The organism is Mobilitalea sibirica (assembly GCF_015999265.1).
GTDB lineage: Bacteria > Bacillota > Clostridia > Lachnospirales > Lachnospiraceae > Mobilitalea > Mobilitalea sibirica.
The window spans coordinates 1-15,982 of sequence record NZ_JAEAGR010000016.1 but is presented as its reverse complement, the minus strand read 5'-3'; the positions used below and the strand labels follow the sequence as shown (position 1 = coordinate 15,982).

Here is a 15,982-nt window from a genome sequence, read left to right as displayed (position 1 = left end):
AAACAAGGAGGATTTTACTATGAAGTGCCCATTTTGTAGTAAGGATAATACCAGAGTTATTGATTCCAGACCGGCTGATGATAATAATTCCATTCGAAGAAGACGTCAATGCGATGAATGTCAAAGAAGATTTACTACATACGAGAAAGTAGAGACGATACCGCTTGTCGTTATTAAGAAAGATAATAACCGAGAGCCCTATGAACGTTCTAAGATCGAGGCAGGTGTATTTCGTTCCTGTCATAAAAGGCCGATATCCGTGGATCAGATTACTGCATTGGTGGATGAAGTGGAGAACACAATCTTCAACCGGGAAGATAAAGAAATTCCAAGCCATATTATAGGTGAAATCCTTATGGATAAATTAAAGGACCTAGATCCGGTAGCTTATGTAAGATTTGCATCGGTTTATCGTGAATTCAAAGATGTGAATACCTTTATGGATGAGCTTAAGAAGATACTGGATAAAGAATAATAGATTCTAAACAAAAAATATTACATATAATATAGGGCTGAAACAAAATGAACTTTCAATTTTGCTTCAGCCCTATATTATAATATGAAACTAAACTTTCCTTTATCCCGGATTATTCATGAAACATATCTTAGATAACCTATTAGATTTTATACTATAAGGTTTCGTTATAAGACAATTTTGTCCTCCCATAGGTCCTCATTCGCACTGCTGGTTCCGATATACACTTCATATTCCATGTGCTCTAATTCCCATTGACCGTTCATTTCATTATACCAGCGTAGCTTATCAATCGGTGTTTTTATTTCTATCCTCTTCTTTTCGCCTGGTTTTAATCCCACTTTTTGAAAGCCCTTCAATTCCTTTCTCGGCCTGTCAATGGATGAATTTTTATATCCTACATAAACCTGTATCACCTCTTCGCCATATCTTCTACCGGTGTTTTCTATCAAACAGGAACTAATCAGATATTTCTTTTTTATAGTAAACTTCGGTTCTGTTACAGTAAATGTTGTATAAGACAGACCGTATCCAAAGGGTACGGATGGTTTTTTTTCTTCCTTCTCGAGTTTTGTGTAACCATGGTAGTATTCATAATACTGATAGGTTGTTTGCCAATTTATCTCCGGCAGATCCTCCTCAGATTTCGTAATGACAAAGGGTAATTTCCCGCTGGGATTCACATCTCCGAATAGTATTTCCGCGATGGCGGTACCGCCTTCCATACCGGGGTAGTATGCCATAAGGATAGAGTTCACATAGTCCTTCCATTCATCAATTAGAATCATATTACCACCAATCAACACAACACAGGAGTTTTTATTCACAGGAGCAACTTCCCTGATTAGATTGACGTCCTCCGGATATAAGCCCATTAAGTTAATCCGATCTCCACCTTTCGTTGTGGCAAATTCACTAAACTCTTCTCCCTCCACATGTTCTCCCTCATCATCATAATCATAGCCTACGAAAAATAAAGTATAGTCAGCATTTTTTGCTAGATTTCTGGCATGACCAAAATCCGTTCCTGGATAATAAATCACCTCTGCATCCTTACAAACTCTTGCAATCCCTTGCAGAGGTGTAACCACATAGGGAGGATATACAAAACTAGACCCATGATCTCCTACGTTATCTTGGTTAGCCAGCTTTCCAAATACAGCGATTCTGGCCCTCTTTTCCTTTTTGAAAGGAAGTACGTTCTTATCATTTTTTATTAGGGTGATACCCTTTCTGGCAGATGTAAGAGCTAACCGGATATGCTGCTTGCAACCACGGATTGTTTTATCATATTCTTTATCATCCGCTTCATGAAAAGCAATTATCGTGCGGACAATTCTTAAGCAGGCTTCGTCTATTTTCTCCATAGGCACAAAACCGTCCCTGACTGCCTGAACTAATTTATCGCCATAATAATTGGTATTACACATCTCCATATCCTGACCGTTGTTAGCTGCTTCTATAGTATCCCTGATACCTAGATTAAAATCACTCATCACAAAGCCGTCAAAATCCCACTCTTTCTTTAATACTTGATTTAACAGATATTCACTTTGACCACAATATGCCCCCTGATAAAGATTATAGGAACTCATAACAACCGCCGCTCCGGCATCAATACAGTCTTTAAAATGGGAAAGATATACTTCCCTTTCTGTTCTTTTATCACATTCAATGTTTACCTTATATCTGGATATTTCCATGGAGTTAAAAGCATAATGCTTTACACAGGCCATGACGTTCTCACCTTGAACTCCTCTAACCAATGCTGACCCCATCTGCCCAATATGGTAGGAATCTTCTCCATAAGTCTCCTGACTTCTACCCCAGCCCGGATGATAAGGCAGATTAATACATATGCCGGCAAAGAGATTACAGCTACAGGCTCTGGCTTCTTTCGCTATTGCCCGTCCTATCTTCTCTTCTAACTTGGTATCAAAGGAGGCTCCTCTCAACATGGTTACCGGAAAACAGGTATTTTTACCGGTTCCGATTACAACCCCTCTGGTGCCATCGGTAAATATCATACGGGGTATCCCTTTATGAACCATTCTACCGCAATAGAATGGAATATAGTTATAATGCTTATTGGTCTCATTTTGATAAAGCTCCGCATTACCAAAATAATAACCGATACCGCTCATTAAGTTCACTTTTTCTTCTAGATTCAAATCCGCCAAAAGCTTCTTCGCTTTCTCTGTATAACTAATTCGATATGCTTTATCACATTTCATACGAACCTCCATGCTGCTTTAAGCCTGCCCATAACAGTTAAGGGGCTGTTACAAAATGAAGCTTATGGGAATAAGTATTATCATTTTGCAACAACCCCTTTTTTATGTTAGTTTGATTATTCATCAATACTATAAGTTTACTTATAGAATCCCTTATATATATTTCTTTAATAAACGGATCGCGTCCCGCTTGCTATAATCAATATAGCCTTGTACCTGCTTGTTTTCTTCAACAATGGTTCCGCTGATACGGTACTCTGTTGGGGTCATACCAAACGCATTTTTAAATATACGATAAAAGGTCTTATCCGTTCCAAACCCGCATTCCTGTGCGATAACGGAAATTGGCTTATCTGTTTTCGATAACATATGTAAGGTCTTTTCCAGTTTTATCGAAATCACCAATTCCTTTAAGGTTAGATTAGTATGGGATTTTAAAAACCGGTATAACGTCTTTTCACTCATTCCGATATAACGGCAAAGTGAATCTGTTATACTATCCTCATAATAATTCTGCTCTACATATTCAATAATCCGAAGCAAAGTGTCTGCCTCTTCAACGGTTGTATTCTTATCAGCATACTGTCTTATATCATACTGCGTATACTGAAATATATCAGCCACCAGAGTATATAATAAGGCCTGAATACGAAAATAATTTGTAAGAGAATTTTCGTAATATTGCAGTCCAATCTCTGCTGCTGTTCTTGTGAAGGTTTCATAGGGCACCATAGGTTTCACGATATCTGTAACACTGTTCAAATAAAACTGATAATTCTGGTTTTTATCCTTCCTGTCTTCGAATAATTCCTGTTTTAATTGCATGATTAGACAGATATTATTTTCATTGGTTTCACTTAAACCATGAACCACCTTACTGTTGACCAGTACGATATCTCCTTCCTTCATGACACAGGAATCAGGCCATAGCTTCAGAGATAGCGAACCTTTTAGTACCAAAATCAATTCATAGTCATAATGCCAATGATAGCTGGATTGTTCGATCGATGTAACAAATATTTTTGCAGGAAATTTAATACCATGATCGATTGTTTCAAAAATGTATGAGTTCATCTTACCCTCCATTCATCAAACCATAGGATACTCGCACTTTTTATGCATATTGTATATATTTCAAATTATAATCAAGATTGTCTTATTATAATAATATAATACAAATCTATAAAAAACATAAAAATTCCATAATTATTACATGTTTTATTATAACATTAATCTGATAATTTGAAAATATAATAAAATAAGTGCTGAAGCCCTATGAAAATCAATTTATTTGATGATAAGCAAACCCATCACAATTTATGTTACGGCTCAGTGTATTTAAACAATTATTTTACATAATAAGTTTCTTCCGGTCCCAGATAGGAAGAAAGAACACTTCCGTTTGTATCAATAACAAGCTTTTGTAAGGTAAAGCCTGCATCTACCATATAAATGCGTATGGTATGAAGACCCGGTTCTGATACTTTATGTGTTGTTTTATTGATATGTACATTATCCATAACTCCTTTACCCCACTGGTGCCCTCTGTCTCCTACATACCAGGTATTCGGGAAGGAGTCCACAATCTGTGGCTCATTGTCATCCATGCTAATCGCATACTTCATACCGGTATCTGCAGATAAATTATTGGTTGGCGCAGCATAGGTGGTAATTTCATAGGTACCCGGTTGCTGAGTATAGATGGAGTATTCCAGATACGGTGCATCCACCTTCGGTGTACGGGAAGATAGACGGTTTGGCAACACCTTTACGGAAGATAGCGTACGGCCATACTCATCAATTACGGTCCATTTACCACCATCCATCTCTACATTTTTTGAATAATGTTCTGCTTCGATGGATAGATAGCCATGGGTCTCAACAAAGGTCATCTTAGGAAGATTACTTACATCGATACGTCTTGCATTTACCTTAAGTATCACTTCGCTTCCCGCACCTTTTACCGATACAGTTCCGTTGGCTTGGGTTACGTCATCTGCAAGTTTATTAAAATCCACGGTTACAGTAAAGGTATTCTGTAATTCAACAGTGCCTGACTGTTCACTCACTATAATAAAATCGTGACTAGGAGTTATGCTATAATCGAATTTTTTATCTCCTCCGTTGGCGATATCTATTGAAACTGTTTCCCGGTTAATGTCTGTAAAGTCAGCCAAGTATACTTCTCCACTACGATAAGCCTCCTCGGTATTGGGTACTCCGATAATCATTTCGGACCCACTTTTTGCTTTTACCTTCTTCGTCTTTGGGGCTACATTCTTCTCCGGGGCCTCCCAGGAGGTCTGACCCATATGGGCTTGGCTCATCATGCCATCCCATTTTCCTCCGGCTATATTCTTATGATAATTCCTGGTCTCTGTCATATCCATATAAACATGCTTATCCACAATATCTGTATACTCATTGGCTATGACTCTTCCCTGCTTAGCATAAAGCTTATTAAGTCCGGCATAGACATTCATCCTGAGTACCAGCATGGAAGCCTTCGTAGGATAAAGAACCAACTGATAATAAGCATCCTTCTTCTCATCCGGTATTACCTCATAGATTTCTTCGGCTCGGGCCACATAGGCTTCAAATTCTGCCAAAATTCTCTGCGCCTCGTTATAATTGGTAACACTATAGGTATCCGGTGTGATAATCTCCGGTTTTCTTCTTCCGTTCATTTTCGTATAACCGTCTAAAATCTGAACTATATCGTAGGCATATATTTCCCCGAATTGCTGAACAGACCAGTCATAGGTGAATTGTTCCACTTGATTCACTTTGCTCCAGGTTTCATAGTCATACGCCAAATCAAGAAAATAATCGATGGGAAGCTCCATTGGCTTTAAATCACCAACATTTACTATCCATATTTTATTAACGCCATAATCATAGGCCATGGTCATCTGCTCCCAGATTTTTGTTAAGGGAACTGTATTGATCCATTTGTAAGATCTGGGAGCACCCACAAAATCAAAATGATAGTACATACCAAATCCTCCGGCCCGGTCTCTATCCTTATCTGTAGGGAGGGTTCTTACATTACCGAAATTATCTTCCGCCAGCATCAAGATAACATCCTCTGGCACTTTCATACCTGCTTTATAATAATCTTCCACTTCTTTATATAAGGTCCATACCTGAGGAACCTTAGTCACGTCTTCATTGATATGTTTCTCAATAATTTCTCTCTGGTCCGTTACAATCTGCGTGAGTAGATCAATGTGTTGCTCTACCGATCCACCGGCAATCATAGGCATATCGCCATCACCACGCATTCCAATCGTAATCAGCTTTTCATAAGGTGCATTCTGAATTATGCGGTCCTCCCAAAAACGGTAAAGACCTTCTGCATTAGTATAATAATTCCATTCATCCCCGTATTCAGGTCCGTGAACACTCCATTCCTTCTGGGCTCTCATCATCGGTTCATGATGAGATGTTCCCATAACGATACCATAATCATCCGCCAGCTTGGGACTCTTAGGATCATCCTCATTGAAGGCTTTACCCCACATCGCAGGCCATAGATAATTACCTTTCAGGCGTAGAATCAATTCGAACACTTCACCGTAAAACTCTGAGTTAAAACCTCCGTAGGTTTTATTAACCCAGTTATATAAAGAGGGATTTTCATCATTTAAAAATATTCCCCGGTACATCACAGAGGGTTCTCCCTGCACAAACCGGTTATCCTTCATGGATAAAATCAGTTGCTCTTGTTGAAAAGGAACACTGTCAGCCCACCAAACCCAGGGGGATACTCCTATTGCTTCTGATATTCTATAAATACCATAAATGGTACCCCGTTTATCGCTTCCGGCTATGACCAGTGCTTTATCAATTCCATTAAGCGGATGATCAACAATTTCTATCACATAGGATTCCCACTTGCCTTCCACTTCAGAAACATCAAGCTTTCCTTCATTAATTAAGTTTCGAATCATTTGATTGTTATCAATCGTACCCGCAATTACTATATTGGCACCTAATTCGCTTATGGTATTGCCAATAACCGGTGAAACATCCGATACTAGGGTAATATCTTCTCCCAAAGATTCCACTGCTATATGTACCCCTTTTAAATCCTGCTCATCCACATAAATACCGGCTGCAATTTTATCCTTTACCAGCGGGAAGCCCTCCGTACCTAAGATAATAGGACTTTTTGTTGCCTTCATGTTATGGGAGATCGGAATTACTTTTAATTCTTGGTTATCCTCCTCAACCTTTTGTTCATTTTCGTTCAAATCAGATTCTGAAGTTACCTTTGTAGGCTGCTCATTAGGTTGGTTTATCGTCTGTTCAGAGGATATTTCCTTTGGCTCAAGTTCCGACTTTTTACAGCCTGTTATGGTAATTAGTATCGATATAACCAATATAAAAGATATCACTCTTTTTATTTTCATGTCATTCTCCTTATTGTGTCGTGTCCTATCATTCCCAGATTCTATAATTTCCGCTTAAAGCAAGCAGACTAAAAAAGTAGAGACAGTCGTCATAATATCTCCATTTTCCAACGGCAGGTGCCTTTCTCCATAAATCATCCACCATAGGTTTCACATTAGGACCATAGGCTGCTAAGGATGCCATTGCATTCATAGCCACCAATCCGGTTGACTGATAATCCGATCCCGGCTGGGGTTCTCCATCTATGCTATAATTACTATAATGCCTTCCAATTCCTTGAACGATGAAGAAGGCTTGTATTCTATTGGACTGTTCTATCTGCCAGGGATCCGCTGCAAACCACATATAATCAAGACCAATGTTTCCGGCTACCCGGTAAGCATCCGACATGAACAAATTATGAGGACCGTTATATTCAACCGGTTCTCCTTCATAAGTAGCATAGTCCGGCGCAAGACCCGTCTTAGGATGGCAAGCCAGTTTAAGATATTCTCGGCTGGCTGTCGCTGCTTCTTTCCAAAACTGTCTATCTTCTTCATCTGCCCAAAGTGCAAACAATTCATAAAAATGTGGTAGATGGTATGACGGATCTGTAAATAGAGAATCAGGAACGAACTTGATTAATTTCTTCTCTACTTCCCACATATTTCTTCCCATCCCATCATCCTCCTGATGGATGGCTTGACGGAGTATGTACCTGGCCTGTTCACTGTAATCATAGGGTGCTTCTCCATCCCCCCAACGGTTGGATGCAAAGAATAAGGATAGCGCAAAATATTCTTCTCCGTCCGGTGCCGGCCCATGGGACTTAGGCGTACCATCCGGATCCATGGACCAACGAAAATAACCTTCGTTCGCTCCGCTCTCAATCTGCATATGGGTTTTTGCCCATCTCCATAGGCGATCAAACTCTTCCTTCTTATTCATTTGCACACAAATCATCATACCATAGGACATACCTTCACTTCTGACATCTAGATTACCGGTATCCAGAATATAAGCTTCATTTTCACCAACCTCATAATATATTCTGGTACTTTCACCACCGTAAAAAATCGAATCCCAAGCGTTATTTAACTTAGTATTGATTTGCTCCTCACTATATCCACATTCTAAGAATACATTACGGTATTCTTTTGTTTCATAGGCTCCTTTATAGCCTTCCAAGGAATCAATATAGGAAACTTCTGTTGCTTCCTCTTTTACTTGCTTAACTTCTTCCGGTCCAACCATGGTTTCTTTGTTTGTTACCAAATCCTCTTGCACCTCCTCAGTTGTAGCATCTGTTACCTCTGAATTCTCCTCAGTAACACCATTTGTCACATCTGGATTCACCTCAGTTGTAGCATCTGTTACATCTGAATTCTCCTCAGTTGTAGCTGTAGTATATGTTTCATCTGTCTTTCCCCCGTCTTCATTCTTTTGTGCTGTTTTTGCTATACATATTGATAACAAAACAGAACTAATGATGAGTATCACCATAATTAATTTTGATAATCCTCTTTTCAACTAATCAACCTCCAATATCCTTCTTAAATCAACCTTGTTAAATACTTAGAATTCTAATACTTTATTCAAACAAACTATTGCGTCGATAGTATTTCTATAAGATTTTTTAGGTAAAGATAAGTATCTTGTCAGTCGTAATTAAGTATTGAAAAGGAATAAATCATTACATTTATTATACTTTGATCTAGTTGACTTAAGTTGTCATTTTGGATAAAGTTAGGTTCTATTTCTTGTCATTCACTTCTAATACATACGGTTACCACACTTCGGACAGAAATCAAAATCAGCTTCTGCCATATAACCGCAGTTAAAACATTTTTTCTGTTTTATGTTATAATGATAAGAGCTTTCTTGAAATATCTGAAGATCCTGTTCTCTAAGTGTTATCTGCTCTCCTTTTTCTATTCGGCTTCCCAGTTCCTTATCAATACCATATACGGATCTACAACAGGAGCTTTTTACGTAAAATTTTTTATTCCAGCGAAATATTGGAATAAAAAAAAGACTGAAATACATATAGGTAATATATAATTCCAATCTGCCAAACTGTCCACAACCAGGACACATTCCGGCCTGAACAAATTCCAGCTTCTTCTCTCCGTTTGAAATTCCAAAAATAAAGAACATAATCTCTCCTCTCTTTCTAAAACCCTCTTAACATAAAGCTAATAAAGAGTGCATTCATAATTATTGAAACAACAATACCGAGTAAGCTTTCTAAGAAGCTCCTCATCTTTTTATGCTGTAGCACAATTAATATTATTATGACTAAAAGCGTAAGAATAAAATAACTGAATACATTAATGGTATAATTTCTTAGGCCTACCGGTGAATCAAACCTTAATATATTCACGGGTGTTTCTCCGAAAATCAGCGGAAAGGTCCAGTGTATCAAAGAATATATCATAATACCACATAAAAATGAAACATTTCGAATTACTTTATCCTTCATAAAATTCTCCCTACATGATATATTATTTATTGAATTTATTAATGGTAGGCTCTGGTAAGATAAAGTATATATCATTTATCCTTTGGCCTACTCTAATTATATTTTCTATATTCGAAATTGTCCAGATGCTCTAATCTATGTAGTATAACTTATATTCTTTTACATAGTATTTCTATATTATTATGTTGCAAGGTAATTCCAATTATATAGACATTGTGCTTTTATGTAATACTAAGGGGCAGTAGTAAAATGAAGATCATTCATTTTACTACTGCCCCTTCTTTGATTTTAATGGTTATATCCGATTCATACTTTATTCAGTAATTAATCCGTTTTCTATCAAGAATTCTCTTGCTACGTTTTCCGGCTCCATCTGAAGCTCATCAACTTTATAGTTTAACTCTATCATAATTTCATCAGAGAGCATATCACCCAGCTCTTCTATCACCGGAACAATCTCTGGGAACTTCTTAAGAGCTTCCCCACGAACTAATGGTATCGCATAATACGGAGGGAAGAAGTTCTTATCATCTTCAAGAGAAACTAATTCAAACTTCTTTAAGAGTCCATCTGTTGAGAAGGCATCCACAACATCCGTCTCCTTATTCATTAAGGCTACGTATCTGGGTGAGCTGTCCAGACCGATCTTGTCCTTAAACTCAAAATTATAATGTCTTGTAATCCCGAGTAATCCGTCTTCTCGGTTTAAAAACTCTAGGGTTGTTCCTGCCTTCAGATTTGATGCCACTTTTGCTAAATCACTGATTGTCTTGAGATTATATTGATCCGCTGTTTCCTTTGTTACAGCTAAAACATAGGTATTATTAAATCCGATTTGCTTTAATACTTCAATATCAAACTTTTCTTTAAAATCAGCTTTTACCGTGTTATAAACCTCCTCCATATCAGAAATCGGAGGATAATTTAGTGTATCGCCATAAGCTGTACCACTGTAATCGATATAGATATCAACATCACCGGACTTTAGTGCGGAGAAATTAACCTGAGTACCCCCAAGGTTTGCTTTCCGTTCCACGCTGATATCTGTTCTGTCCTCAATTAAATCGGAAAACATGTGAAGTAATATATGCTGTTCGGTAAAATCCTTACTAGAAAATCTTAATATCTTTTCATTTCTATTGATACCGGAAAGTGCTGAAAATGATAAAATTACTACGAGCACAGCGGCTGTAAATGAAAGGATCAATTTACGACGCTTTCTGGCTTTTAATTGCATCTCTTTTGGTCCTTGATATTTTTGCAGACTAATCGGAGTTACCAGTTTTTCAATTAGTCCTACCAGATAATCCACAAGTAAGGCTAAGATACAGGCTGGAATTGCACCGGCCAGTATCTGATTATTATTCACTGTTCTTATCCCAGAGAAAACCAAAAATCCTAATCCACCGGCTCCGATAAAAGCTGCCATTGTCATAAGCCCAACAGCAGTAACGGCTGAAATTCTTACACCGGCCATAATTACCGGTAATGCCAGCGGTATCTGTACCTTTCTAAGGATCTGTAATTTTGTTAAACCAATCCCCTTTGCGGCCTCTAAAGTCGGAGGATTAATATTTTGAATTCCTGTAAAAGTATTCTTTATAATAGGAAGTAAGGAATAAAGAATTACCATAACTACCGCCGGCACTGTACCGATACCTAAAAACGGTATGGCAAAACCTAAAAGTGCCATACTGGGAATTGCCTGAATTACATTCGCTGTTCCTAACACCGGTTTATTTAATTTCTTTACATAACTGATCAATATTCCCAATGGAACACCAATTAATATCGCAAACCCAACAGAGATTACCGTGAGTTTAATATGCTCTATGGTCAAAGAAAATATCTGATTCCTACTTTGTACTAAATAATCAAAAAACGCAAATAACTGCTTCATCTTATATCGCCTCCTCTGCATCTATAAACTGTTGGCTTAAGGTAGTCACTAAGCTGCTCTTTGTAATCAAACCTTTCAAAATTCCATCTCCATCGATAACCGGAACATTAGATGCATTATGTTCTTCCACAACTTTTAGAATGTCCACAATGGAATCCTCAGGACTAACACTTAACATATCTGTGTTCATAATATTTTGTACTTCCTGTGTTCGGTTTTTCTTCGATTGAATCTGCTTTGCTCTAACAATACCCAATAGCTTATTGGTTTTACCCTCAACTACCATTAGGCTGTCAACCTTCGCACTACGCATCTTCTCCATACAACGCAGTAAAGTGTCACTTTTGCGACAGGTTACCGGTGTCTCAATCATAATGTCCTTTGCTTTGATATACTCCGGTGAAGCCCAGATGCGGTTCTTACCAACAAATTCTGAGACAAATTCACTGTTTGGATTTTTCAGAATATTTTCCGGTGTATCGTATTGTAGGATTTCACCATCCTTCATAATACATATCTCATCAGCAATCTTAATTGCTTCGTCCATATCATGGGTAACGAATACAATTGTCTTCTTAAACTGAGATTGAAGATTAATCAGCTCCTCCTGTAACCCAACTCTTGTAATTGGATCCAAGGCAGAAAAAGGCTCATCCATTAAGATGATTTCAGGGTCTGTAGCAAATGCTCTGGCAACTCCGACTCTTTGCTGCTGACCACCACTTAGTTCAGTAGGATATCTGTGAATGAACTCCTCCGTACCAAGCCCAACCATCTCCATTAATTCATAGGTTCTTTTTTCTGTCTCATTCGGATCTCTCTTTTCAACCTTAGGTATGATTTCAATATTTTCCTTAACAGTCATATGAGGAAACAAACCTGTCTGCTGAATGACATATCCCATTTTTCTACGAAGTTCAATCACATCTTTTTTTTCTATGTCCTCTCCGTTAATATAAATCTTACCGGAGGAGGGTTTAATTAATCTGTTAATCATCTTTAGTGTAGTTGTTTTACCGCAACCACTTTCACCAATGAATACTACCAGATGACCTTTCTCTATTTCAAAAGATACTTTTTTTAGAACTTTCTGATCCTTAAATTTCTTTGTAACATTTTCAAATCTAATCAAATTTAAAACCTCCCTATCATGCTGTATTACATATACTGACATTTTTCGCGAAATGCAACAACTTTATTATACACATGTGTTGTTACTTTGTCAAATTGCAAATTTGATATAAATGTTTCATATTAATGAAATCTTAGTATAAATAGGTACAAAAAAACCTTAAAAAAAGCTTGAAAGCCTTTCCCAAGGTTATATTTGAGGGTCTATCTATCATAAAATTCAATTTAAATCGTTTGTTACATTATTTCCAGTAATATCCTAATTCAAGTTACCCTTCCTATATCAAATTTCCTATAAGTCCTTAATACCAGGGTGATTTTTTGCTTAGGGCGATGATACATTTTCTCTCAGCTTATCAATCTTCATTAAGAGGCTTTTTATAAGCCATCACAGAATTAACAATCTATTTTCTGTTATTAATGTAAGTAACATAGGATTTTTATTGGTGATTTGGATATAAGAACTTTTGTACCCGTTCAAAACAGTTCTCATCACCTATAAAGTATACGATGTCATCCGGCAAAATCTTAGCATAAGGTCCCGGCGATAAAAGCACGGTATCGTTTCTTTTGATCGCAATAATTGTGGCTGAGGTGTTATGCCAGAAGTTAACCTCTGATACAGACAGATTAAGATAAGGAGTTTCCTCAGTAATTTTAATATCATATGGAACAAATGGATTAAGGGAACGAAAACGATCTGTCTTTTTGATTAATTTTGTTAAGCATTCATTAAAATACTCCAATTCCCTAGCCTGTCTTTCCACACTCTCCAACATATCACGCTTTAGGTGGTTCACCGTTTGTATATCATTATATTGACGAACAAAACCCAAGGCATTGTCATAGGATTTTATAATTACTCCGCTTCCTTTGGTGGCTTCAACAATCTCTAAATCAGACAAAACCAAGATAGCCCTCCTGGCTGTTTCGGAGGAAACCCCATATTGGCTGGCAATGGAGGATCTGGCATAAATTTTATCACCAACTTTATAATTTCTATCAACTATTTTTGAAGCGATATCTGCTGCAATCTGCTGATATCTGGGACTTGCGATCTTTGGATTTTTTTCCAACTTCGTTTCCTCCTATTCTATCTATAGGTCAATATCATTGAATCATTTGTTATATTGTTTGTTTTGTTGTTAGTTATTAATTGCTTTGTTTTATTATTTGTTAGATTACTTGTTATTTATTTTGTAATTACATAGAAAGATTGGTTTCAGAGATATTGTTTCTGTTCTATCTTTAAAAAATCAGCTTCTTACACTTACATATTACAAAACAACTTGTTTTTTCTTTAATTCTGAATACACCACTGTATCCATTCCTCCTGTAAAAGCTCTTCCCTCTGATAACTAATCGGATATGAGGTAGGATACATGGACGGAGCCAAATTGATATCCGGAGCCGTACCATAGATTGAGGTTTCCTTATCGTCCACGTTATAAGCCAGTTCTACATCCATACGAAACATAAGGCCACTGTTTGGTAATACGTATACCATAGGTGCGATAAAGATATTTCCCCATCCATAGGTATTCGCACCAACGACCTTTGCAATCTTTAACTCTCTTACAGCCGTTACGAATGAATCTGCTGCCGAAATCGAGTCATTATCCACCAATACATAAACCTGTCCTTCGAAATCAAAACGATCCTTGGGTGTAAAACTTCTCGTTATTTCATAAACCTCCCAAACCTGAGCATCGAGATGATCATCCTTAATCTTTTTGATCTCAGTAATATGATTAACGTTTTTGTCTAACAAATCGTTGGAATAGATAAATCGGTATGCCTTATAACGATAACCCATCTTATCAAAAAAGCCCTTCTTAACCGCAGTTTTTTGCTTATATACCATTGTATCCTTTAACAAGGGGCGAACTAATAAATCCATCCAATAAGTAGGTTCTCCTCCCTGATTACCTCTAAGATCAATGATCAATTTTTTAAGTTCTCCCTTAGAGGATTTCATAAAGGTATCTATCACTTCCTTATCGTTCTTTTTATATTGCCCCTCAAAGGAATTGATCTTCATATATGCTGTGCTTTCTGACAGCTTGGAACAGTAAATGTTGCTATATGGATATAATTTTGATGGATCTTGTTCTATAAATCCAAGCTCTTTTTTGAGATACCCTAAAGCTATATTACCATCCGGAAGCTGATATTCTAATTTCCATCCTTTTTTATCCTCACCCGGATCTTTCATAAACAAGCCAGTGGTAAAAACCTTTTTATGTACTTCATCATATCTTAAGGGTGTTATATCCTGAAGGGTTTTCACAAACTGATCTACCGACACATCATTGACCATAAGCAACTTGGAGTCTTTCGGTACGAATACTTGATTTTGTAAAACCTCCGGTTTCTCTGATAGGTAACAATCTTCTGCGATTATATATTCTCCATCAAAATAGCTAATTTTTATATCACCATGCACATACAGATTAAGTTTAGAGAACAACTCCCTCCAATACTGACTTTTATAGTAATTATCCTTTGAGATATCCATAGTATAGCTTTGGTACAAATCAAAGTTATCAAAAAACATGATACCACCATGACCTGCCTGCCTTAGCCGGTCTGTATATTCGATAAAGAGCTTTATAAACTCCAGATTATCTTTGGTCTCCTTCGCCCTTTCTATATAAGAATTTCTAAGGTCATTTATATTATCTAATCCCTTAACTTTACTGACTCCCGCGTCAAATGGATAGATCTTTTGAACGATATCCGTCAAGTATTTAAAATCTTCTTCCTTTTGCTTTTTATTAAGTTCGGTTACGGTAAACTCCGATGCGAATATTTTCAGATGTACTATCTCATAACCTATATAACACATAATTAGAAATAAAACGGCTAAAATACTTATGACACTGATTTTACATACCTTTCTCATAGAATCCCCCCTTCTGATTGCATATTATATCCCAAAGTAACCCGTTCGTCCATTCTTTTTAACCATATCCAGCCTATTAAATCCTGACTATTATGATCAAGAATCTGATATCATCTTTATATGATTAAAAGCTTAATTCATATTCAATGATTAAATCTCATCTTTGACCTTATCCATACAAGATAAGATTTATGGTACTTACAGGTAAAAAAAGCTATCAAGCTATATATTCTATAAACCAATCCAATAATTAAAATCATATCCTATATTTCAGTGAATAAATAACACTGTATTTTTTACGAAAAATCATTTAAAATTATTCTAATGATTTTATGGTTCTATAATAAATATTGGGGTGGTACTTCACCCCGATATTTATTTGTAATAAAATACACTTATAAATCGCCTACCACTACTTTCGTACTGCCTCGCTAACACTATGAAAGAAGGTGATTTATAA

The 15,982-nt window shown here is 36.9% G+C and carries 11 protein-coding genes; 1 reads left to right on the top strand and 10 read right to left on the bottom strand.

Features of this window, described 5'->3' with window-relative positions:
• Nucleotides 1-19 precede the first annotated feature (19 nt).
• The gene (gene nrdR / locus I5677_RS13790; protein WP_197662220.1) at nt 20-475 is read left to right on the top strand and encodes a transcriptional regulator NrdR; all 456 of its coding nucleotides are present in this window, start codon (nt 20-22) and stop codon (nt 473-475) included.
• 167 nt (nt 476-642) lie between these two features.
• Here nrdR and I5677_RS13785 read toward each other — a convergent pair whose 3' ends face one another.
• From I5677_RS13785 to I5677_RS13740, 10 genes are all read right to left on the bottom strand, one after another.
• Entirely contained in the window at nt 643-2,709 is a 2,067-nt protein-coding gene (locus I5677_RS13785) for a beta-glucosidase (RefSeq protein WP_197662219.1), read from the bottom strand.
• Nucleotides 2,710-2,862: 153 nt separating this feature from the next.
• A complete protein-coding gene (locus I5677_RS13780; RefSeq protein WP_197662218.1) occupies nt 2,863-3,783 on the bottom strand; it encodes an AraC family transcriptional regulator in 921 nt (306 codons plus the stop codon).
• 272 nt (nt 3,784-4,055) lie between these two features.
• Complete coding sequence (locus I5677_RS13775) at nt 4,056-7,124, bottom strand: glycosyl hydrolase 115 family protein (RefSeq protein ID WP_197662217.1); 3,069 nt, start codon at nt 7,122-7,124, stop codon at nt 4,056-4,058.
• Between the two features lie 28 nt (nt 7,125-7,152).
• Entirely contained in the window at nt 7,153-8,634 is a 1,482-nt protein-coding gene (locus I5677_RS13770) for a glycosyl hydrolase family 8 (protein ID WP_330617931.1), read from the bottom strand.
• Nucleotides 8,635-8,877: 243 nt separating this feature from the next.
• Complete coding sequence (locus I5677_RS13765; RefSeq protein ID WP_197662216.1) at nt 8,878-9,261, bottom strand: zinc ribbon domain-containing protein; 384 nt, start codon at nt 9,259-9,261, stop codon at nt 8,878-8,880.
• Nucleotides 9,262-9,277: 16 nt separating this feature from the next.
• Entirely contained in the window at nt 9,278-9,586 is a 309-nt protein-coding gene (locus I5677_RS13760) for a hypothetical protein (RefSeq protein WP_197662215.1), read from the bottom strand.
• 313 nt (nt 9,587-9,899) lie between these two features.
• Complete coding sequence (locus I5677_RS13755; RefSeq protein ID WP_197662214.1) at nt 9,900-11,486, bottom strand: ABC transporter permease/substrate-binding protein; 1,587 nt, start codon at nt 11,484-11,486, stop codon at nt 9,900-9,902.
• Between the two features lies 1 nt (nt 11,487).
• Nucleotides 11,488-12,618, bottom strand: coding sequence for an ABC transporter ATP-binding protein (locus tag I5677_RS13750; protein WP_197662213.1), 1,131 nt, complete (start codon nt 12,616-12,618; stop codon nt 11,488-11,490).
• A gap of 439 nt (nt 12,619-13,057) precedes the next feature.
• Nucleotides 13,058-13,693, bottom strand: a complete 636-nt coding sequence (locus tag I5677_RS13745; RefSeq protein ID WP_197662212.1) for a TrkA C-terminal domain-containing protein — start codon at nt 13,691-13,693, stop codon at nt 13,058-13,060.
• 224 nt (nt 13,694-13,917) lie between these two features.
• A complete protein-coding gene (locus tag I5677_RS13740; RefSeq protein ID WP_197662211.1) occupies nt 13,918-15,522 on the bottom strand; it encodes a S41 family peptidase in 1,605 nt (534 codons plus the stop codon).
• Nucleotides 15,523-15,982: the final 460 nt, after the last annotated feature.

What these genes read in the sequence shown, in the direction of transcription:
- nrdR (WP_197662220.1), top strand. Translation starts at nt 20, where the DNA reads ATGAAGTGCCCATTTTGTAGTAAGGATAATACCAGAGTTATTGATTCC.
- I5677_RS13755 (WP_197662214.1), bottom strand. Translation starts at nt 11,486, where the DNA reads ATGAAGCAGTTATTTGCGTTTTTTGATTATTTAGTACAAAGTAGGAAT.
- I5677_RS13785 (WP_197662219.1), bottom strand. Translation starts at nt 2,709, where the DNA reads ATGAAATGTGATAAAGCATATCGAATTAGTTATACAGAGAAAGCGAAG.
- I5677_RS13780 (WP_197662218.1), bottom strand. Translation starts at nt 3,783, where the DNA reads ATGAACTCATACATTTTTGAAACAATCGATCATGGTATTAAATTTCCT.
- I5677_RS13740 (WP_197662211.1), bottom strand. Translation starts at nt 15,522, where the DNA reads ATGAGAAAGGTATGTAAAATCAGTGTCATAAGTATTTTAGCCGTTTTA.
- I5677_RS13775 (WP_197662217.1), bottom strand. Translation starts at nt 7,124, where the DNA reads ATGAAAATAAAAAGAGTGATATCTTTTATATTGGTTATATCGATACTA.
- I5677_RS13760 (WP_197662215.1), bottom strand. Translation starts at nt 9,586, where the DNA reads ATGAAGGATAAAGTAATTCGAAATGTTTCATTTTTATGTGGTATTATG.
- I5677_RS13765 (WP_197662216.1), bottom strand. Translation starts at nt 9,261, where the DNA reads ATGTTCTTTATTTTTGGAATTTCAAACGGAGAGAAGAAGCTGGAATTT.